Origin of the sequence: Tianxiuia mixotrophica (assembly GCF_050596425.1) — a bacterium.
GTDB lineage: Bacteria > Bacillota > Clostridia > Peptostreptococcales > Acidaminobacteraceae.
In genome coordinates this window covers 4,026,759-4,047,337 of the sequence record NZ_CP192292.1, presented here as the reverse complement: position 1 = coordinate 4,047,337, position 20,579 = coordinate 4,026,759, and the positions used below count along the sequence as shown (strand labels likewise).

Sequence of the window (20,579 nt, the reverse complement as noted above, 5' to 3'; positions counted from 1 at the left end):
GCGGACATTATGAAAATTAGACATATTCTTCTTAGAGATCTAAAAGTACTATTAAGCGATAAGAAGAATCTTGCAGTTATACTGGTCATGCCTATTATTTTAACCTCTATTCTCAGCTTTGCCTTAGCGGGTGTGTTTGGTGATGACCCAAGTGTTCCAGAATTTAAAGTGGCAATTGTAAAGGGGTATGAAAGCCAGCCTGCAAGTCAAGCCATAGACGAGGCTCTCGGGAATAATCTACTGGGAGACTTCTTGCCTGCAGATGTGAAAAAAGACATCATGGCAAATGCAGAAGATCTGGATATGGAGAAAATATTCTTTGAAGATTTTCTAGGGCATGAAGATATTAAAGACATGATGCATCATGAAATTATGACTGAAGAAGAGGCCTTGAGAAAACTTGAAAATGATGAGCTTTCTGCAGTGATTCTATTACCTGAGAATTTTCTTAGAGCGTCTTATGCAAATATGCTTACAACCTATCAAAGCAAAATAGATATTGAAATTATTAAAAACCCAGAAAGAAGTGTGACCTCCAGCATAGCGGCTTCCATCGTGGAGGGCTTTATGCAAAGAATGTCGGCCTCGAATATTCGCAAAAATATAGCTGTGGAAACTTTTCTTTCGGCAGACATACACACAAGTGAAATGAATGACAGAGGGCATATAAATAAACTTGTGAATCAGTCATACAGTCAAGACTTAAACTTAACCTTTTATGACGAGACAGCCACAGGTGGACAAGGAATCAGCAGCAAGAGTTATTACTCAGTCAGTATGCTGACCCTCTTTTTACTCTTTAGCGCAGGACGAGGCAGTTATATGCTTCTTGAAGAAAAAAGGGACTTCACATATCAAAGAATGTTATCAGCTGGTATAACAAGGTGGCGAATACTGAGTGGAAAATTTCTTGTCATATTTGTTCTTTCCTTGGTTCAGTTATCTATTTTAATTACCTATTCAAGGGTTGTGCTGGGAGTTACGTGGGGCAATGTGTCCTCTCTGATTATCGTCAGTTTGTTCACAGCTTTTGCTGTATCAGGTCTTGGAACCTTACTTGCAGTTATAACTTTCATATCTGATAAAACCCGTATTGCCAGTTTATTTGAATCGGTTATTTTTCAAATAATGGGCCTTCTTGGAGGCGCATATATTCCTATCGAGGTTTTACCAAGTGAGATTCAAAGTCTTAGTCAGGTGCCTTTAAATGGCGTGGCCCTCAAAGCCTTCCTGGCTATTATGACAGGTTCTAACATTCGCAATATAAGCCACCTGCTTGTTATATTGACACTGAACGGTCTTGTATTTGCAGGTGTAGGAATTGCCTTGATGCGAAAGAAAGGGGAGACAAAACATGTTGGCAGTGATCAAGCTCAGGTTACTGGGGCTTAAAGAAGACTATAAAATCATGCTGGTCATGGCTGTGCTTGCCCTTGGAATGGTTTATGCATTCTCCGCCGGTGGAGGCACCTATGAGAGGGTCGTTCATATTACAGATATGGATCAATCTGAAGTTTCAAAGCAGTTCATACGTGAGCTCAGCCAGGAAAAAGAATACAAGGTCAATGTAATTGGTGAAAAAGAGGGACGACAAGCTATAGCGGATGGAGAGGGGCTTGCCCATATTATTCTTCCCAAAGACTTTGAAAGATCCCTAAGCAGGAACGATCTGGCTCTTGCATTTATCAGCAGTAAAAATGATGTTGATACCATGGGCCTAAAAAATACAGTGAGAGGCATACTCACAAACCTTCATGCCAATTTGATCTTTTCTCAAAAAACGGCCAGTCAAATAGGCTCTATCAAAGAAAATATAGACGAAGAAAAACTTTCTCAGGCCTTATATGAAAAGATAGAGAAAAGATATAAACTACAAAATCCTTACACAATTTCTGAAAAAAGTCTGTCGGGCGGGTGGTCAAGACAAGACCAGATCCTTCACAATTTCATTGGATTCGCCCTGCTCTTTTCAGCTTACTCCATAGTCTTTGGCATTGGTGAAATACTCAACGACAAAGCCTATCATACATGGGACCGTTTGTTGCAGACGCCGGTTTCAATAGGAAAAATTCTTTTAGGCAACACATTCACAACGCTTCTGGTTGGCTTCATTCAAATGGCCATAATATTCATTGGTGGACAGGTTCTCTTCGGCATTGAGATCGGTGATCACCTGGTCCTAGTCCTGATCACAGGCTTTGCCTATATATTTTCCTTAACAGGCTTAGGCCTGTTCCTAGCCAGCATATTGAAAAATCATTCACAACTTTCTGCTGTGACACCTATTTTACTGACATCCTTCGCTATGCTTGGAGGGTGCATGTGGCCACTTGAGATAGTCACATCAAAAATCCTTCTGGGACTCAGTTTTATAACACCTCACCGCTGGGCCTTTGAAGCCCTTGAAAGCATTATGATAAGAAATCTGGGATTTAATGATATTGTTATGCCTCTGTCTATACTCATAATCATGGGTTTGGCACTCATTGCTGGCGGGGGCTATATGGTTGGAAAAGCCCAGGCCAGATAGATAAGACCTTATGGGCATCATGTGTTTAAGAAAGCAAGCCGCTGGGAAATCAGTTTAAAGGGCTTGCTTTTTTACAGTAAAGAAGAGTCTTAAATATCTTAGAATAAAACTGGATGAGGCACTGTTTTTTGCCGATACTTATATTAGGTAAACCAGTGGCCTTGTTTGTGCTTGTAGGGCTTGGTCCCAGCGTCAAGTGAGAGGCAAGGCAAAAAGCCTGAATAGAACTCAGCAAATGGAGTGAGTAAATTGAAAATTATTGATCGGCTTTTTCAATCCAATATATTTAAGAACCAAGATACGGCGAAGTCGGTAAAGGCGGAATCATCTCAATCTGGAGACGATCCTTTTGCTGTGTTTAAAAACGCTAAGACACCAGGTATGGATAGGGTGGGCAACCTACTTAGAAAACTTGATCATCCTGTGTCAGATTCTGAAGCGGCATCGATTGAACGCTTTGTGAAAGATGGATCTGGAAGCATGGAATCAAAACTTGAAACCATACACTGGGCGGCCGACAAAGGCGTTGAAATGACAGATAAGAACCTATCAGCCATTCAGGAAACCATGAACACACAGAGGAATGAAGCAGATATGATTGAGACCCTCGCTGGAACAAAAGAAATCACAGAAGGGGAAGCAAAAGACATTCTTGAAAAGATAAAAAAAGACCCCAATATACCGAGTGCAATCAAGAAGAATATTCAAAGGGCCATTGAATCGGGCATGCCCCTTAACAAGGTCCTTGTGAATGCAGTTGAAAATTTGGTTCATGTGAAAATTGAGCTCAAGGGATCTGTGGTGTTTATTGAAAATTCGAGTCAAGGTGGCGCATGTGTGTGTGCCAACTTAGAAGATTTTTTAAGTGCTGTACAAGCGGCCCTTAGTAATCTTAGTGGTGACCAGTCGGATTTTGCAGATCTTTTAAAAAGCGCCCTGCAAAATGCATCAGGTCTAGGTTTAGATGACGCCCTAGAGTCGATTTTTTCTGACAAGACGATAAATTCACACAATTTAGAAGAAACTGTTGATGAATTTGATGCAAATGAGATTTTATCCACAGAAGAAAACGATGATGAAGACACATTTGAAAATGAAATGCTACAAAGACTGGAAGCGTCCTTTGATGAGGTCATGGATGCCTTTATGGAAAATGCCGATGGGGAAATGGTTTCAGCCCTGAGCGATATGCGGTTCAAGCAGTTTCTAGTAGAGAAGGTCACAGCTCAGGCCATAGAGGCCAAGCAGACATTTAAAGACATGCAAAAAGACATTGTTCAGTCTCTAAAAAATATTGAGATACCTCAAACGGCAAGTGAAAAGGTCGATGTATCAGAGGTTTTAAGCAAGGCGATTGAAAAATTAGACAATGTTTTAATGAAGAGCGATGTGTCCCTATTTACGAGTATGAAAATGGAACGCGACCTCCTAAATATGAGTTCAACCCTCCAAGAAGCAAGAAAACTCTTGAATAAGGGGGATGTCAATGGTGCCCTTGAAATCACAAAGACTGTTCAGAACAAGCTCAGCGAAATGACTTTCACACCATCAGAAAAGAACATCCAACTCATGGCCTATAAAGAAGGCATGAATGTTTTGGATATGAAACAGAATATCATGCCAGCAATAAATTGGCAGGACACTTCGCCTAGAGGGGTTTTAGAACTTTTCAGAAACATGGGGCTGAATCATGAACCGGAAGTGGCTGAAAAACTTTTAAGCCAAGGCAAGGGACTCCAACGGGATGATGACTATAAAATCAAGGATAATTTAAAGGCTGTTTTATTAAAACTTATGGAAAATAATGAGCCTGATCAAAAAAGAACTGTGGCAGCTGCCGAACGGTCTCTCAATAATTTGACAGGCCAACAGTTAATGAATAAGCTAGAAACGCAAAAAGAAACACAGACCTTGTTTTTTCATGTGCCTGTAGAAGCAGATGGGGAGATTAAGGATATGAAGCTATACGTGAATGCCAGAAAGAATGGCGATGCCCTTGACTGGGAGAACAGTTCCTTATATTTTTCTGTAGAACTGAGCACTTATGGTGAAACGGGTATACATCTTCAGTCAAAAGATAGACTCTTAAGCATTAATGTTCGTAATGACAAGGAGAGTTTTGAACAGGTGATGAAGCCTCTTGTGACAGCTCTGCAAAAGGAGTTTGTGGATATAGGCTATAAGCTTGGGCCTGTTCGGTTTTCAAGCTTAGACAATAAAGCCCCAAGGGATATTGTCAAGCCTGGAGACATTCAAAATCCACCACAAAAGAAGACTGTGGCCCCAAGGGAAAGCGCTCCAAAGAAAGGATTTGATTTTTCCATATGAGAAAAAAAGGTGTCGATATTTATGATGATCAAATTGAATCCTATGCAAAGTCTGATGTGAATGAACTGGAAAGTTTCAGTAGAGTCATTAAGGAAGAGGCTAAAAAGCAGGATATTCCTGTGGAATCTGATATTAAAACCTTGAAAGACCAAGTGGGCAATGATTTAAGAAAGAATATTCCCCCCCAGCTCTTTGCCGTGGTAAGTGGGATCATTGATGTCATTGGCAAACTTGAGGAGGAAGACTTGAATGAAGGTTAAAAAAGTCCAAAGAACTGGGTCGACACAAAAATCCAGTGTGACAAAAAAAGTAGAGACCCCACGAATCACCTTTACTGAAATACTTAGCAATTTAGAAGATGACAGGGGTCGGTCTAAGGAATTATTAGATGAACTGCTCAAGGAAATTGAAAGCAAGGGCAAGCAGCTTATTGAAAATAGAACAGTTGAGACCCTGGTGCAGTATCGTGAAATGATCAAGGGGTTTGTAGAAGAAGCCGTACAGGAAGGCTATAAGATTGAAGAGCGACGCGGATTTAGCCGATCAGGTCGAACCAGGGTGATGCGAACAGTTAAGGAAATTGATAAACAGCTTGTAGAGCTGACAAATCTCATACTGGGTCAGGAAAAAAAGCAGATTAGACTTCTTGAAAAGATTGGTCAAATTCAAGGCCTTCTTGTTAATCTGGTAATTTAGATCAGACACATGTATAATTACAGAAAATAAAAGCCCCTTGGGAATATATAGCATCCCAAGGGGCATTTTTATGTGTTTCGATCAATATTATAATTTATAACTTCTCATATTGTGACTCTGCTGGAAGATCAGCTTCCTTAGAGGGCTGGGAGTTCACTTGTGAATCAGCCTTTGAGTCCATATTCATATGTGCTTTATCTAGTGGGACATTACTGACACATGCTTGATTGAGTTCAAGTTGGTCAGGCTCAATTTCTTTTGGGAGCGCCATCCAAACAACGCCTTCTTTATTTTGTTTTACAAGCAGATACATACATATAGATCCTGCGACAAAGAGCATGATTGCAACAAGGCCAATAATGTCCTCTGGTAGTTGGCGTATAAGAAGGGCATAGAGATTGTTAATGGCATGAACAACCACAACAAGCCAGTAGCTTCCACTTACATAGTACAAGAAAGCCAGATAAAATCCGAGGAAAAAGGTATAGGCTCCTTGAGCCAGATTCATATGGAAGATGGCAAAAAATAAAGAAGTGATGGCCATTGCTGTAATGGGTTTGTACTTGCTAAGGAGGCCATCAAGCAGTATTTTTCTAAAGAGAAATTCTTCGAAAAAGGGCGCGACTATTACAACACCAAAAAAGTAAAGAGTGACTCCAGTGATAGAAGGCGTTCCACATTCATAATAGCTTCAATGTGGGATGGCGTTTCTGATTCGAAAAATGAAAGCACAAATTGTGTGACAAGTCCACCGGCCATGGTTATGGCAAAAACACCTAAAATGGCCATAACTGAGAATTCGTAGCTGGGGCGAATAGATAGACTCTCCTTAAAATTGATTTTAAAATGCCTTCTCTTCTTTGTGAAAAATAACAGGTAGGAAATTAAGGCAATTCCAGATATCGAGACAGCCATCAGGGTAATTATATTGACTGATTGTCTGTATATTGTTTCAAAGGTAGCCCCTGTTGCCGCTGCGTAAATTGCGATATACACCCCGCCAAGCATAGCGATGCATACTTCAATAGCTGTTTTGATAAGAGTAATAATAATAACCAAGAGGAATGCTTTCCAAATGGTCGATGGGTATTTTTCATAGTAGGTCGTGTTCTTCATAGTCTTCCTTTCGTGGTCTATATTTCCAAATTCTATTATAATAAGAAAAAGTGTACATTGTGTGAAATAGGGGGAATAAATTTATATTTTTTTATCTTTGTTTCAAGGCCTTTTATATGATATTATACAAGATTCATGATAGGATATTATAGTGGATTATGGTACAATAAAGCTAACTATACCCCGAATGTACGTTCGTAAAGTGAGGTTGTAATAAATGGATTTAGGGATGCTTAACGAAAGACAGCGAGAGGCTGTCATAACAACAGATGGCCCATTGCTGGTTTTAGCAGGGGCTGGGTCAGGCAAGACACGCGTGCTGACCAATCGTATAGCTTACATGATAGATGAGCTAGGCGTGTATCCGAGTCAGGTGCTTGCCATTACATTTACCAACAAGGCAGCCGGTGAAATGAAAGACCGTATTGAGAGTTTGATCGGATCTGGAGCTTCAACAATGTGGGTCGGCACATTTCATGCCACTTGTGTGAGAATTCTACGCCGGGATATTGATTTAATAGGCTATCAGCGTGATTTTGTTATATATGACACAACAGACCAGCGAACGCTTATAAAGGAATGTTTAAAACAATTGGACATTGATGCCAAGACGGTTACACCTAAATTTGTGAGCGCTAAAATATCCGAAGCGAAAAACGATTTGCTGACACCTGAAAAGTACGAGGAACTTAACTTTGGTGACTATCAGCTAAAACACGTTTGTAAAATATACAGACTCTACCAAGAAAAACTCAAGCAGAACAATGCCATGGATTTTGATGACTTGATTTTAAAGGCCATTGAACTGCTCTCGGAAAATGATGAGGTTCTTGAGTATTATCAGAGTAAGTTTAAGTATGTTCTTGTGGATGAGTATCAGGATACCAATAAGGCCCAGTATAAACTTGTCAATATGATTGCTTCTGGTCATGGCAACCTATGTGTTGTTGGCGATATTGACCAGAGTATTTATGGCTGGCGTGGTGCAGATATTCGAAACATTCGAGATTTTGAGAAAGACTATAAGAACGCCAAAGTTATTAAACTGGAACAAAATTATAGATCGACAAAGGTTATACTAGATGCGGCGAATGCTGTGATTCAAAACAACAGTGGAAGAAAACCAAAAGATTTATGGACAGCCCAGGAAGATGGAAACCCTATTAAATACTACATGGGACAAAATGAGTACGACGAAGGGCGTTATGTTGCCGACCAAATTAGAAGTCTAAAATCCCGTGAAGCCAGGGACTATTCTGAGTTTGCCATATTATATAGAACGAACGCACAGTCCCGTGTGTTTGAAGAATGTTTAATGCGTGAGGGCATTCCTTATAAAATTGTAGGGGGTCATAAGTTCTATGACCGTAAGGAAATCAAGGATGCCATGTGCTATTTAAGACTTATACTCAATCCCAAGGATGACATTAGTCTAATGCGCGTTATAAATGTTCCAAAGCGGGGGATTGGAGCCAAATCCCTTGAAAAAATAGCAGGATATGCCGTGGAAAGTGGCATTTCCATGTTTGATGCAATTGAAGAAATGATGGAGAGTGGACAGGTACCAAAGCGTGCCTTGACTGGACTGACTGATTTTATGAATGGCTTGCAGCCGTATATAAATGGAAAAGAAGACATGTCCGTAAGTGATATTCTTCAGGGGATCTTAAAGGATAGTGGTTATGAAGCTGAACTGGTCCTTGACCAGACCATTGAGTCGAAGAGCCGCTTAGAGAACTTAAATGAGCTTATTAATGTAACCATGGAGTTCAGCAAACGCAGTGAATCGGCAAAACTAGAAGATTTTCTTGCTGAAGTGAGCTTAATGTCTGACATCGATGGTCTTGAAGAGGAAGAAGAAGGCGTTCTATTAATGACCCTTCACTCCGCGAAAGGTCTGGAGTTCCCAGTTGTATTTCTTGTGGGGATGGAAGAGGGCATTTTCCCAACAGGGCGGTCTCTAGAAGATGATGACAGCATGGAAGAGGAACGCCGTCTTGCCTATGTAGGTATAACCAGGGCTGAAGACCAGCTCTATGTGAGTCATGCATACTTAAGAAACCAGTATGGTCGAACAAACGTCAACCTTATTTCAAGGTTTATTGAAGAAATACCAGCTGGGCTCATTGACAGTGGGACTGCAGAAGTGGCCAAACGAAAGACTTCAGAAATAAAGTTCAAAGAGAAAATGGTCAAGGGCTTCCATCTGCCAAAGGCAAGGGAAACCAAAGCCGTTGAAGATGGTAGCTTAAAACCAGGAACCAAGGTTCTTCATAAGTCATTTGGAGAAGGCACAGTTATTACAAAAACCGGTTCAGGAGACAAAGCTGTTGTAACAATTGCCTTTGATAAAAAGGGCATTAAGAAATTACAAGTGGGCATGGCTCCCCTTGAGATTATAAGTTAATAGATAGACACCTGCAAAAGTTGAAATGTTGACCATGAAACTTTGCAAGTTGATTAGATAGGAGAATGAACATGACAAAGGTATCGCCAATGGATTATACAGACCTATTGAGCGTTGATCCTGCATCTGCATCAAATCCCGAGCATATTATTGATAGACTGTGTGAGACGCTTGATTACCATAGCGATCAGTACTATAACTTGGATGCGCCCAAAATATCAGATGCTGAGTATGACAAGCTAATGAACAAACTCATAGCCTTCGAAGCGGAGTACCCCCAGTTTAAGCGTCAAGATTCACCGACCCAGCGCGTTGGCGGTAAAGCTCTATTGGCTTTTGAACAAGTCAGACATGATGTTAAACTCCTCAGTCTGAGCAATGCATATAACAGCGATGATCTTTTAAGCTTTCATGAAAGGGTTTCTAAAGAAATTTCAGAGCCTATTGATTACACTGTTGAATATAAAATAGATGGTTTAAGTGTGGCTTTAAAATACGAAAATGGTATTTTTGTTGAAGGGGCCACTCGAGGTGATGGGGAAATAGGAGAAAACATCACAGAGAATCTGAAAACGGTGCGGTCTATTCCACTTAAGCTAAAAGAGCCAGTAAGCCTAACGGTGCGTGGTGAGGTCTATTTTCCAAAGAAGAACTTTGAAGCGCTCAATAAGCGACAAGAAGAACAGGGGCTTCAAGCCTTTGCCAATCCTAGAAATGCAGCAGCTGGATCATTACGTCAGCTGGACTCAAAAATAACAGCCTCAAGACCCCTCGATATATTTGTTTTTGATGTTTTATCTGGTGATGTGCCAAGTGACAGTCATGCTGAGAACTTTGAGTACTTAAAGACCCTAGGGTTTACAGTTTCAAACTATGAAACATTTTCAAGCATGAAAGAGGCAGCAGATTACTGTGATGGTATGATTAGTAAGCGTCACGACCTTGATTATGAAATTGATGGTATGGTTGTAAAGGTTGATAATCTAAGGCAAAGACAAGCATTAGGTGTTAGAGCCAAGAGCCCGCGTTGGGCCATTGCTTATAAGTTTCCAGCTGAAGAAAAAGAAACAGTGATTAAAGATATTATTGTACAGGTTGGCCGTACGGGCGTCTTGACGCCAAAAGCAGAACTAGAGCCCGTTGTTGTAGCAGGGTCAACGGTATCATATGCAACTTTACATAACCAGGATTATATTGATGAAAAAGATATAAGAATCGGTGATCATGTGGTTATACAGAAGGCAGGGGATGTTATTCCTGCTGTTGTCCGTGTGGTCGTTGAGAAAAGAAACGGGGATGAAAAGGCCTATCGTCTACCCGATCACTGTCCGGAATGTGGTACTCAAACAGTGAGACGCGAGGACGAGGTGGCTCTCAGATGTATTAATGATAAATGTCCAGCTAAACTTCGCAGGGGTATTATACATTTTGTTTCAAGAACTGCAATGGATATTGATGGCATGGGAGAACGCCAGGTTGAACAACTATTACGCAATCAACTAATTCTAGACTATGCCGATCTCTACTATTTAAAGGACAAACGCGATGCGCTTCTTATGCTTGAAAGAATGGGAGAGAAGTCAGTTGACAATCTGCTTAACTCAATTGAAAAGTCAAAGGACAATGATTTGTCCAAGCTTATTTCCGGTTTTGGAATTTCGCTTGTTGGTCAAAGAGCAGCGTCTACTCTAGCAAGACATTTTAAGTCTCTTGATGCAATTATGAAAGCGGATCATTTAGAGCTCACATCGGTTGAAGAAATAGGCGATAAAATGGCAGAGTCTTTAAGAGACTTTTTTGAAGATGAAGCCAATAAGAGTAGAATCGCTAAGCTGAGTGAAGCAGGTGTCAATATGACATCCATAGAAGAAGTGGCTGTGGAAACAGATTCTTTCTTCTCGGGTAAGACCTTTGTTCTAACGGGCTCCCTTCAAACCTATAAACGAAGTGAAGCCAAGAAGCTGATTGAACAAAAAGGTGGAAAAGTCTCAGGCAGCGTCAGCAAAAAGACGGATTGTGTCATTTATGGTGAAAGTGCTGGTTCTAAACTAAAGAAGGCCAATGAGCTTGGTGTGGATACGATGACTGAAGAAGAGTTTGTCAGTATTATTGGTTCAAGTGCTGCTGAGTAAGTTCCATCAATTTAAAAACATCATAAATAATGTTTATAAATAAAAGTTTGCTTAGGATAAAAATCCGACTAAATCCCATGTGTTTTACGATGCGTGTCGAACTTTAAAGTTTAAATACATTTATAAATGATATAAGAAAAAACAATATATTTTATATTAAAAGCCTTCTTAAGTAAGTTTTAAGAAGGCTTTTATCTGTTTTATAAGATATGTTGATGAATGAAATGACAGAAAATTCAGACGGTAAAAATATAATATTGATAATGGTTGTTCGAAAACACTTTAACTATTACAAAGAAATGACTGAAAATTGAAAAATGAATGAAACAGAGTCGAAACTTGCAGAAAAACGATTTCCCAAACAAGTGGGACGTTAAAATCTGAAAATTCCCTAATATCAATGAATTTGAGTCTCTAGAGCCTGTGATGCGCCAAGGCATTGGTATTTGCTGAAACGCACGAATTTACTACATATGGAAATGTGAAAAAACCGTAACATGACGTTGAACGGGGTGGTAGCAACTATTACGGAGAATGTTACAATCTTTTAAAAGTTGTACAACGGCGTAACCGTTGAAAAATAGCCAAATTCACGGTATATTAAGTATATGTAAAACGCATCGCCCTTGAAAAAAGACTTAAAATCTTGAATGTTAAACTATCATTAATATTTAACGATTGGAAAAGCGATTCTTTATTACGGGTTTGAAATCGATTTGAATTTCGAAAATATAACAAGTCATCGTTTTAAAAATTGCATTTCTAATATTTTATTCGAAATGATTCCGCATCAAGATTTTTTCTTTCTATTATAAGGGCAGCATAAAAAACTGAAAGGGGTGTAGTAATTTGGCAAGATATACTCTGCGTCGGGTAGTGTCTATGCTGATTACACTGTGGTTCGTTGTTACTATTACATTCTTCTTAATGCATTCAATTCCGGGCGGTCCGTTCGATTTGAATGAGAAGGCTTTACCACCACAGGTATTGGAAGCATTGAATGAAAAGTACCATCTTAACGATCCGCTGTACAAGCAGTATTTTGATTACTTAAAAGGTGTAGCAACATTTGAACTTGGTCCTTCGTTCTCAAGACCAGGTATTACAGTAAACCAACTAATTGAGCAAGGGTTCCCAGTTTCAGCGAGACTTGGTGGACTAGCAGCATTGGTTGTCATCGCTGTCGGGGTGCCGGTCGGCATTGTCTCAGCGCTGAAACAGAATAAATGGGAGGATTATCTCGTAACGATATTTGCAACACTGGGGGTTGCAGTTCCGGGATTCGTACTAGGTACGCTCATTGTCTATGTGTTCAGTGCAAGAATGGATGTCCTGCCAGCTTATGGACTCGACACTTGGAAGCACTATATTGGTCCGGTTATCACATTAAGTGGTTTCTCACTGGCCTTTGTATCAAGACTTACAAGATCATCTCTATTAGAGGTTATGCAACAAGATTACATTCGTACAGCACGTGCGAAGGGTCTACCGGAATTAACTGTTATTTTCAAACACGCTCTTAAAAACTCACTAATCCCAGTAATCACGTACATGGGTCCAATGATTGCGGCTATCATGACTGGTTCATTTGTAACAGAAAAAATCTTTGCAATTCCAGGTATGGGACGTCACTTCGTTGAGTCTGTAGGTAACCGTGACTACACAGTACTACTTGGTACAACAATCTTCTATGCGGCGTTTGCGATCTTTATGATCTTCCTTGTGGATATCGCGTATGGACTGATTGATCCAAGAATTAAACTAGGAGATTAGGAGGTTGACCATGAGCACTGAAAATATCGTTTCAAAAGATATGTGGGAGAAGGTCGACACCTCTCTTCTACAAAGCGACGTTATTGCCAGACCAAGTATGACATACTGGCAAGATGCGTGGAGAAGACTGAAGCAGAATAAACTTTCAATGATCGGTCTTATTACAGTTATTATTCTTACAGGACTAGCAGTACTTGGTCCTATAATGTCATCGTATGAATACTCGGATCAGGATCTGTCTATGTCAGGTCTGCCTCCAAGATATGAGTACTATGAAGTAGGAGATACTCAAATTTATCTTCATAAGGAATACAGGCTTTATGAAGTGGATAACGGCGAGTTTATTCAGGCCCTTCCTAAAAAGAAGGAAGATATGATGAACCGTCAAAGAATTTATGAAGTAGAGGGTCAAGAAGTTGTTGTTGACTATAGCTTTGCTGCTAAGGCAACACAATCGGATGACTCAAATGCTAAGAAATTCGAGATTCGAGCTAATGGTCAGGTTTTACAACCTGCAGGCAAATCATTAAACAAAACATACTGGTTTGGTACAGATGCACTTGGTCGTGACCTGTATGTACGTGTGCTATTTGGTGCGAGAATTTCTCTTACTGTTGCCCTTGTTGCAACGGTGGTTCAGTTCTTCATCGGTGTACTCTATGGTGGTATTTCAGGTTACTTAGGTGGCCGTGCGGATAACATCATGATGCGTATTGTTGATATTATTGCAACAATTCCGCTTCTTCTATACGTAATCCTTCTGATGGTTGTATTCGGCTCAGGTCTAAAGACAATTATCATCGCGATTGGTTCCGTGTACTGGGTACGTATGGCTCGACTTGTTCGTGGTCAGGTACTATCTATTAAAGAGCAGGAATATGTTATGGCAGCCCAAACCTTGGGTGCGTCTACATGGAGAATCATGGTTCGTCACTTGATTCCAAATGCAATGGGTCCGATTATCGTATCCCTAGCAATGACAATTCCGAATGCGATCTTTACAGAGTCATTCCTATCATTTATCGGTCTTGGTGTTTCTGCACCTATGGCTTCATGGGGTACTCTTGCATCAGATTCGCTAGGTGGTCTTAGAACTTACGCTTACCAGCTGTTCTACCCATCGCTATTTATTTCATTAACAGTACTTGCGTTCAACTTCCTAGGCGATGGCCTTCGTGACGCACTGGATCCAAGATTACGTAAATAGAAAGGAGTTAAACTGATGAGTAATAAATTATTAGATGTAAAAAACATGAAAACTTCTTTCTATACGCACGTTGGCGAAGTACAAGCTGTACGTGGCGTAAGCTTTAGCCTGAAAAAAGGTGAGGCGCTTGGTATCGTAGGTGAATCTGGCTCTGGTAAGTCAGTAACGTCGATGTCAGTAATGCAACTCCTTCAATATCCAGGTAAAGTTAAAGAAGGCGAAATCTTTTTTAAGGGTGAAGACATTCTTAAAAAAGACAAAAAAGAAATGATGAACATTCGTGGTGATGAAATCGCAATGATCTTCCAGGATCCGATGACATCCCTGAATCCTGTTTATAAAATTGGTGACCAGATCATGGAAGCGATCATTCGCCACCAGGGTCTAAGTAAATCAGAAGCAAGAGAAAAGGCTATCGACATGCTTCGTCTGGTTGGTATTCCATCGCCAGAAGAACGTGTAGACAACTACCCGCATGAATTTTCAGGCGGTATGCGCCAGCGTGCTATGATTGCCATTGCGCTATCATGTCAACCTGACCTTCTTATTGCCGATGAGCCAACGACAGCTCTAGATGTTACAATCCAGGCACAGATTCTTGAACTTCTTAAAGAACTGAGCGACAAGATTGATACATCAATCATCCTTATCACCCATGACCTTGGCGTTGTTGCGGATGTTTGTGAGCGTATTTGCGTTATGTACGGTGGTCTGATTATGGAAGAAGGCACTGCAGAAGAAATCTTCTATGAGCCAATGCATCCGTATACAATGGGTCTTTTAAAATCGATTCCGCGTGTCAACGAGGAAAGTGAAAAACAAAGACTGATTCCAATTCCGGGATCTCCACCAGATATGATTAAACCTCCAGTGGGTTGTCCATTTGCAGCTCGTTGCCCATACACAATGAAAGTATGTATGGAGAAAATGCCTGAGTACTCAGTGACTGAAACTGGTCATAGAGCTGTATGCTGGCTGAATCATAAAGATGCGCCAGAGGTACAAGTTGATACAGGTGTGAATCGAGGTGTTGAGTAATGGAGAAGAAACAAGATGTGTTATTAGAGGTTAAAAACCTTAAAAAATACTTCCCAATCACACATGGCTTGTTTGGGAATAAGAAAAAGTACGTAAAAGCTGTTGATGATATTACTTTCTCAATCAACCGCGGTGAGACTCTTGGTCTTGTTGGCGAGTCTGGATGTGGTAAATCAACAACAGGCCGTACGCTTATTCGTCTGTATGATGTAACGGATGGAGATGTTATATATGATGGAACCAACATCTCTCATTTAAATGAAAATGAAATGCGTCCATTCCGTAAGAAAATCCAGATGATTTTCCAGGATCCATACGCATCTCTTAATACAAGAATGACGGTTGGGGATATCATTGGCGAGCCACTTGATATTCATGGTCTTGCAACTGGTGATGAACGTCAAAGAATCATTTGGGATCTTCTAGAGCGTGTTGGTCTAAACAAAGACCACGCCAATAGATACCCGCATGAGTTCTCTGGTGGACAGCGTCAGCGTATCGGTATTGCCCGTGCCCTAGCTGTTGATCCTGAGTTTATCATTTGTGATGAGCCTATTTCAGCCCTTGATGTGTCTATCCAGGCACAGGTTGTAAATATGCTTCAAGATTTACAGGATGAACTTGGTCTGACGTATCTGTTTATTGCCCATGACCTTTCTATGGTTAAGTACATCTCTGACCGTATTGGTGTAATGTACCTGGGTAAACTCGTAGAAGTTGCAGATGCTGACAAACTTTACGAAACACCTGAGCATCCATACTCTCAAGCTCTTCTATCTGCGATTCCAATTCCAGATCCAGATGTTATGAAGACATCAGAGCGTATTATCCTTGAAGGGGATGTTCCGTCGCCTCTGAACCCGCCAAGTGGCTGCCGTTTCAGAACACGTTGTCGTTATGCTTTTGATCGTTGTGCATCAGAAGAGCCACAACTTCGTGATATTGGTGACGGTCATATGGTATCTTGCCACCTTATGGACGAAAAATATAAATAAAATGCAAGGTTAAGATTTACAAATGAAGAAAAATTTGTAATAATATTGTTATATTCATGAGTGGAGCTTTAGCTCCATTCATGTATATATAAACCAACTTACAGGCGTAAGTAACAAACAAACGGAGGGGATTAATTTGTTTAAGAAAAGTCTATCTCTACTGCTTGTGCTGATGATGGTCATCGGTTCACTAGCAGGTTGTTCTTCACCAGCAGAAGAAACAGCACCTGCAACAGATGATTCAACAGAAGCACCAGCGGAAGACACATCAAGCGAAGCTCCTGCAGAAGACACTATGTCAGATGTAGAGCAAGTACTTTATTGGAACGTTGGTTCTGAGCCAAAAACCATTGACCCAGGTCTAAATGGTGCAAATGATGGCGGTAACGTAATCAACAACATGTTCGAAGGTCTTATGCGTGAAGTTGATGGTCAAATTCAACCGGGTATTGCTGAAAGCTATACTGTAAGTGATGACCAACTGGTTTACACATTCACTATCCGTGATGCGAAGTGGTCTGATGGTCAAGCGATCACAGCAAATGACTTCGAATACTCATGGAATCGTGTTCTTGATCCAGAAACAGCATCTGAATATGCTTGGATCTTTGACGAAGCAAACGTTGATTCTTTTAAGGCAATTGACGAAAAGACATTTGAAGTTACTCTAAAGGCTCCAACGCCTTACTTCCTAGGTCTGACTGCATTCTATACATTCTTCCCAGTACGTCAAGAGGCTGTTGAAGCAGGCGCTGACGGAGCATGGGCAGTTGATCCAGCGAAATCTATCGTAAATGGTCCTTTCATGCTAGAAGATTACCGTAATGGTGACCGTCTGGTTCTTGTGAAAAACCCTAACTACTGGAGAGCTGATCAAGTTAAGCTTGATAGAATCGAAGGTCTTATGATCGTTGATCAAGCGACGGCTCTTACAGGTTACGAATCAGGTCAAATCCACGTAATCGACGATATGCCAAGTGCAGAGATTCCAAGACTTCTTGCGGAAGATCCTACATTCATGATCATGCCTCAAGATGGCGTTTACTACTATGCACTTAACACACAAGTAGAGCCAATGGATGACGCAAAAGTTCGTCGTGCGCTTATGCTAGCAATCGACCGTACTGCGATCGTTGAAACTGTAACGAAGGGTGGTCAAATCCCTGCAACTACAATGGTTTCTCAAGCGTCTCGTGATGCAAACGGAAACGTATTTGCAATTGAAGCTGGCGACTACGGTATTCCTGTAGACGGTTCTGGTGTTGAAGAAGCGAAAGCTCTTCTTGCTGAAGCTGGTTACCCAGATGGCGAAGGATTCCCTGAGCTAGAAATCATGTACAACACTTCTGAAGGCCATAAGGCTATCGCAGAAGCCATTCAGGAAATGTGGAAGCAGAACCTGAACATTAACGTGACTCTAACAAACCAAGAATGGGCAGTATTCCAAGATACACGTAAGCAAGGTAACTTCCAGATCGCACGTTCTGGTTGGATCGGAGATTACTCTGACCCTATGACTTACCTAGGCATGTTCGTAACTGGTTCTCCAAACAACTACTCTCGTTGGGAAAATTCTGAGTACGATACACTTCTAGAAGAAGCTAAAACTCAAGAACCACAACAACGTTTTGAAACACTTTACAAGGCACATGACCTTGTAATGGAAGGTTCAGCTTACATGCCAATCTACTACTACACAGATCCAATCATGGTATCTCAAGCAGTAGCAGACTGGGAAAAAACTTCACGTAACACTTGGTTCTTCGGTTTTGCTGAAATCGTAGAATAAGCCTATAATCTTTAATACTCAACAATTAAAGCTATAACACATAAGCCGCTGGCATACAGAAATGTATGTCAGCGGCTTTAATGCTTTAACCCAAATCTATGATTTGGCTGTTAAAGCTTACACGGCAGCTTGCCTGCAGTGTGTTCCTGCCTGCACGCGAAGCGTGTGACCCCAAATCTATGATTTGGCTGTTAAAGCTTACACGGCAGCTTGTCTGCAGTGTGTTCCTGCCTGCACGCGAAGCGTGTGAACCCAAATCTATGATTTGGCTGTTAAAGCTTACACGGCAGCTTGCCTGCAGTGTGTTCCTGCCTGCACGCGAAGCGTGTGACCCCAAATCTATGATTTAGCTGTTAAAGCTTACACGGCAGCTTGCCTGCAGTGTGTTCCTGCCTGCATGCGAAGCGTGTGAACCCAAATCTATGATTTGGCTGTCAAAGCTTACACAGGTTTTTTTCAAAAAAACGTTTCAAGGCCTAATAAAAGGGAATAAAGGTACATGCAGGATTAAAATGAAAATGTCAATATATCATTTGCGTAACAAATACATCGAACTTTACTTAAAATATTAATTATTTTTAATATTCCTAAAATTTGCGCAGGAAAATTGATTTTCCTTAAAGAATATATTATAATATCGTTAAGATTCTCTAATAAATAGTTGAAGAATTGCTAATTTTATTAAAGAGAGTTAATAAATGATATATTCGTGTTCAGGGATTCGCATCTCTCTGATCATGTATATATATTTTTATGTCCTTAGGACAAAAAAAGTTAAAGACAATGGAGGGGATTGATTTGTTTAAGAAAAGCTTGGCTATGATGCTAGTGCTAATGATGGTAATTGGTTCACTAGCAGGTTGTTCTTCACCGGCTGAAGAGCCAGCACCGGCTACTGAGGAAAACACAACTGAAGAAGCACCGGCTGAAGACACTACAAGCGAAGAGCCTGCCGAAGACACTATGTCAGAGGTAGAGCAGGTACTTTACTGGAACATTGGCTCAGAGCCAAAGACGATTGACCCAGGCCTCAACGCTGCAAGCGATGGCGGGGATGTAATCAACAACATGTTTGAAGGTCTTGTTCGTGAGTGGAACGGTAAGATCGAACCAGGTATGGCTGAAAGCTGGACTGTAAGTGATGACCAAATGGTTTACACATTTACAATCCGTGACGCAAAATGGTCTGATGGCCAACCAATCACTGCAAATGATTTCGAATATGCATGGAATCGTGTTCTTGATCCAGAAACAGCATCTGAATACTCTTGGATCTTTGACGAAGCAAACGTTGACTCTTTCAAGGCTGTTGACGAAAAGACATTTGAAGTTACTCTAAAGGCTCCAACGCCTTACTTCTTAGGTCTGACTGCATTCTACACATTCTTCCCAGTACGTCAAGACGCTATTGAAGCAGGCGCTGACGGTGCATGGGCAGTTGATCCAGCGAAATCTATCGTAAATGGTCCTTTCATGCTAGAAGATTACCGTAATGGTGACCGTCTGGTACTTGTAAAGAATCCTAACTACTGGAGAGCTGATCAAGTTAAACTTGAAAAAATCGAAGGTCTTATGATCGTTGATGAAGCGACTGCACTAACAGGTTATGAATCAGGTCAAATCCACGCAATCGACGAAATGCCGAATGCTGAGATTCCTAGACTTCTTGCAGAAGATCCTACATTCATGATCATGCCTATGGATGGTGTATACTACTATGCACTTAACACAACTGTACCTCCACTAGATGATGAAAAGGTACGTAAGGCACTTACAATCGCAATCGATCGTACAGCAATCGTTGAAACTGTAACTAAGGGTGGTCAAATCCCTGCAACAAACATGGTTTCACAAGCATCACGTGATGCAAACGGTAACGTATTCTCAATGGAAGCTGGCGACTATGGTATTCCTGTAGACGGTTCTGGTGTTGAAGAAGCAAAAGCTCTTCTTGCTGAAGCTGGTTACCCAGATGGCGAAGGATTCCCTGAGCTAGAAATCATGTACAACACTTCTGAAGGCCACAAGGCTATCGCAGAAGCCATTCAGGAAATGTGGAAGCAGAACCTGAACATCGATGTGACACTAACAAACCAAGAATGGGCAGTATTCCAAGATACACGTAAGCAAGGTAACTTCCAAATCGCACGTTCTGGATGGATCGGAGATTACTCTGACCCTATGACATACCTAGGTATGTTCGTACAAGGTTCTCCAATGAACTACTCTCGTTGGGAAAAGCCTGAGTATGATGCACTTCTAGAAGCTGCTAAAACACAAGCTCCTGAAGATCGTTTCAACTCACTATACGAAGCTCTAGATATGGTTATGGATGGCTATGCTTACATGCCAATCTACTACTACACAGACCCAATCATGGTATCTGAAAAAGTATCTAACTGGGAAAAGAACACTCGTAACACTTGGTTCTTCGGTTTCGCTGAAATCGTAGAATAATACGAGCGACACTCAACAAAATATAAAAATGAAGGCTGATGGGATTTTTCCATCAGCCTTTTTTAGCTTTTAAAAAGCTCCGAAATACTGCTTTACAGGATAAAATTCACT

15 protein-coding genes are annotated in these 20,579 nt (G+C 40.9%); 13 read left to right on the top strand and 2 right to left on the bottom strand.

The window, feature by feature from the left end; translation table 11 throughout:
- Positions 1-9 precede the first annotated feature (9 nt).
- The 5 genes from ACQ4KW_RS18050 to ACQ4KW_RS18030 all read left to right on the top strand — a co-directional run bounded on the left by ACQ4KW_RS18050 (position 10) and on the right by ACQ4KW_RS18030 (position 5,554).
- Positions 10-1,392 (top strand): ABC transporter permease, encoded by a 1,383-nt coding sequence (locus ACQ4KW_RS18050; RefSeq protein WP_430883825.1) that lies wholly within the window; start codon positions 10-12, stop codon positions 1,390-1,392.
- Positions 1,355-2,530, top strand: coding sequence for an ABC transporter permease (locus ACQ4KW_RS18045; protein WP_430883824.1), 1,176 nt, complete (start codon positions 1,355-1,357; stop codon positions 2,528-2,530). The genes ACQ4KW_RS18050 and ACQ4KW_RS18045 overlap by 38 nt, the downstream gene beginning before the upstream one ends.
- A gap of 249 nt (positions 2,531-2,779) precedes the next feature.
- Complete coding sequence (locus ACQ4KW_RS18040; RefSeq protein ID WP_430883823.1) at positions 2,780-4,858, top strand: hypothetical protein; 2,079 nt, start codon at positions 2,780-2,782, stop codon at positions 4,856-4,858.
- A complete protein-coding gene (locus tag ACQ4KW_RS18035) occupies positions 4,855-5,118 on the top strand; it encodes a hypothetical protein (protein ID WP_430883822.1) in 264 nt (87 codons plus the stop codon). The genes ACQ4KW_RS18040 and ACQ4KW_RS18035 overlap by 4 nt, the downstream gene beginning before the upstream one ends.
- The gene (locus tag ACQ4KW_RS18030) at positions 5,108-5,554 is read left to right on the top strand and encodes a YaaR family protein (RefSeq protein WP_430883821.1); all 447 of its coding nucleotides are present in this window, start codon (positions 5,108-5,110) and stop codon (positions 5,552-5,554) included. Before ACQ4KW_RS18035 ends, ACQ4KW_RS18030 begins: the two co-directional genes overlap by 11 nt.
- A gap of 94 nt (positions 5,555-5,648) precedes the next feature.
- On the opposite strand, the gene ACQ4KW_RS18025 is transcribed toward ACQ4KW_RS18030, so the two are convergent.
- Together ACQ4KW_RS18025 and ACQ4KW_RS18020 are read right to left on the bottom strand one after the other, a co-directional pair.
- Positions 5,649-6,182 (bottom strand): lysostaphin resistance A-like protein, encoded by a 534-nt coding sequence (locus ACQ4KW_RS18025; RefSeq protein ID WP_430886602.1) that lies wholly within the window; start codon positions 6,180-6,182, stop codon positions 5,649-5,651.
- Positions 6,182-6,670 (bottom strand): hypothetical protein, encoded by a 489-nt coding sequence (locus tag ACQ4KW_RS18020; RefSeq protein WP_430883820.1) that lies wholly within the window; start codon positions 6,668-6,670, stop codon positions 6,182-6,184. Before ACQ4KW_RS18020 ends, ACQ4KW_RS18025 begins: the two co-directional genes overlap by 1 nt.
- Before the next feature lie 217 nt (positions 6,671-6,887).
- Between ACQ4KW_RS18020 and pcrA the strand changes: the two genes are divergently transcribed.
- The 8 genes from pcrA (at position 6,888) to ACQ4KW_RS17980 (ending at position 20,468) form a co-directional block, all read left to right on the top strand.
- Positions 6,888-9,077, top strand: coding sequence for a DNA helicase PcrA (pcrA, locus tag ACQ4KW_RS18015; protein ID WP_430883819.1), 2,190 nt, complete (start codon positions 6,888-6,890; stop codon positions 9,075-9,077).
- Positions 9,078-9,166: 89 nt separating this feature from the next.
- The gene (gene ligA, locus ACQ4KW_RS18010) at positions 9,167-11,209 is read left to right on the top strand and encodes an NAD-dependent DNA ligase LigA (protein WP_430886601.1); all 2,043 of its coding nucleotides are present in this window, start codon (positions 9,167-9,169) and stop codon (positions 11,207-11,209) included.
- 849 nt (positions 11,210-12,058) lie between these two features.
- Positions 12,059-12,982: an ABC transporter permease gene (locus tag ACQ4KW_RS18005; protein ID WP_430883818.1), complete on the top strand. Its 924-nt coding sequence runs from the start codon at positions 12,059-12,061 to the stop codon at positions 12,980-12,982.
- A 40-nt stretch (positions 12,983-13,022) separates the two neighbouring features.
- Positions 13,023-14,189 (top strand): ABC transporter permease, encoded by a 1,167-nt coding sequence (locus tag ACQ4KW_RS18000; protein ID WP_430886600.1) that lies wholly within the window; start codon positions 13,023-13,025, stop codon positions 14,187-14,189.
- Positions 14,190-14,204: 15 nt separating this feature from the next.
- Positions 14,205-15,227 carry an ABC transporter ATP-binding protein gene (locus ACQ4KW_RS17995; RefSeq protein ID WP_430883817.1) on the top strand — a complete coding sequence of 341 codons (1,023 nt, stop codon included), beginning with the start codon at positions 14,205-14,207 and terminating at the stop codon, positions 15,225-15,227.
- Positions 15,227-16,222, top strand: a complete 996-nt coding sequence (locus ACQ4KW_RS17990) for an ABC transporter ATP-binding protein (RefSeq protein ID WP_430883816.1) — start codon at positions 15,227-15,229, stop codon at positions 16,220-16,222. Before ACQ4KW_RS17995 ends, ACQ4KW_RS17990 begins: the two co-directional genes overlap by 1 nt.
- A gap of 136 nt (positions 16,223-16,358) precedes the next feature.
- Positions 16,359-18,011, top strand: coding sequence for a peptide ABC transporter substrate-binding protein (locus tag ACQ4KW_RS17985; RefSeq protein ID WP_430883815.1), 1,653 nt, complete (start codon positions 16,359-16,361; stop codon positions 18,009-18,011).
- Positions 18,012-18,764: 753 nt separating this feature from the next.
- On the top strand, positions 18,765-20,468 hold the full coding sequence (locus ACQ4KW_RS17980) for a peptide ABC transporter substrate-binding protein (protein ID WP_430883814.1): 1,704 nt from the start codon (positions 18,765-18,767) through the stop codon (positions 20,466-20,468).
- The last annotated feature ends 111 nt before the right edge of the window (positions 20,469-20,579 follow it).

Excerpts from the sequence above, each read along its gene's own strand:
- ACQ4KW_RS18050 (WP_430883825.1), top strand. The coding sequence starts at position 10 with ATGAAAATTAGACATATTCTTCTTAGAGATCTAAAAGTACTATTAAGC.
- ACQ4KW_RS18045 (WP_430883824.1), top strand. The coding sequence starts at position 1,355 with ATGTTGGCAGTGATCAAGCTCAGGTTACTGGGGCTTAAAGAAGACTAT.
- ACQ4KW_RS18035 (WP_430883822.1), top strand. The coding sequence starts at position 4,855 with ATGAGAAAAAAAGGTGTCGATATTTATGATGATCAAATTGAATCCTAT.
- ACQ4KW_RS18030 (WP_430883821.1), top strand. The coding sequence starts at position 5,108 with ATGAAGGTTAAAAAAGTCCAAAGAACTGGGTCGACACAAAAATCCAGT.
- ACQ4KW_RS18020 (WP_430883820.1), bottom strand. The coding sequence starts at position 6,670 with ATGAAGAACACGACCTACTATGAAAAATACCCATCGACCATTTGGAAA.
- pcrA (WP_430883819.1), top strand. The coding sequence starts at position 6,888 with ATGGATTTAGGGATGCTTAACGAAAGACAGCGAGAGGCTGTCATAACA.
- ligA (WP_430886601.1), top strand. The coding sequence starts at position 9,167 with ATGGATTATACAGACCTATTGAGCGTTGATCCTGCATCTGCATCAAAT.
- ACQ4KW_RS18000 (WP_430886600.1), top strand. The coding sequence starts at position 13,023 with ATGTGGGAGAAGGTCGACACCTCTCTTCTACAAAGCGACGTTATTGCC.
- ACQ4KW_RS17995 (WP_430883817.1), top strand. The coding sequence starts at position 14,205 with ATGAGTAATAAATTATTAGATGTAAAAAACATGAAAACTTCTTTCTAT.
- ACQ4KW_RS17990 (WP_430883816.1), top strand. The coding sequence starts at position 15,227 with ATGGAGAAGAAACAAGATGTGTTATTAGAGGTTAAAAACCTTAAAAAA.
- ACQ4KW_RS17980 (WP_430883814.1), top strand. The coding sequence starts at position 18,765 with ATGTCCTTAGGACAAAAAAAGTTAAAGACAATGGAGGGGATTGATTTG.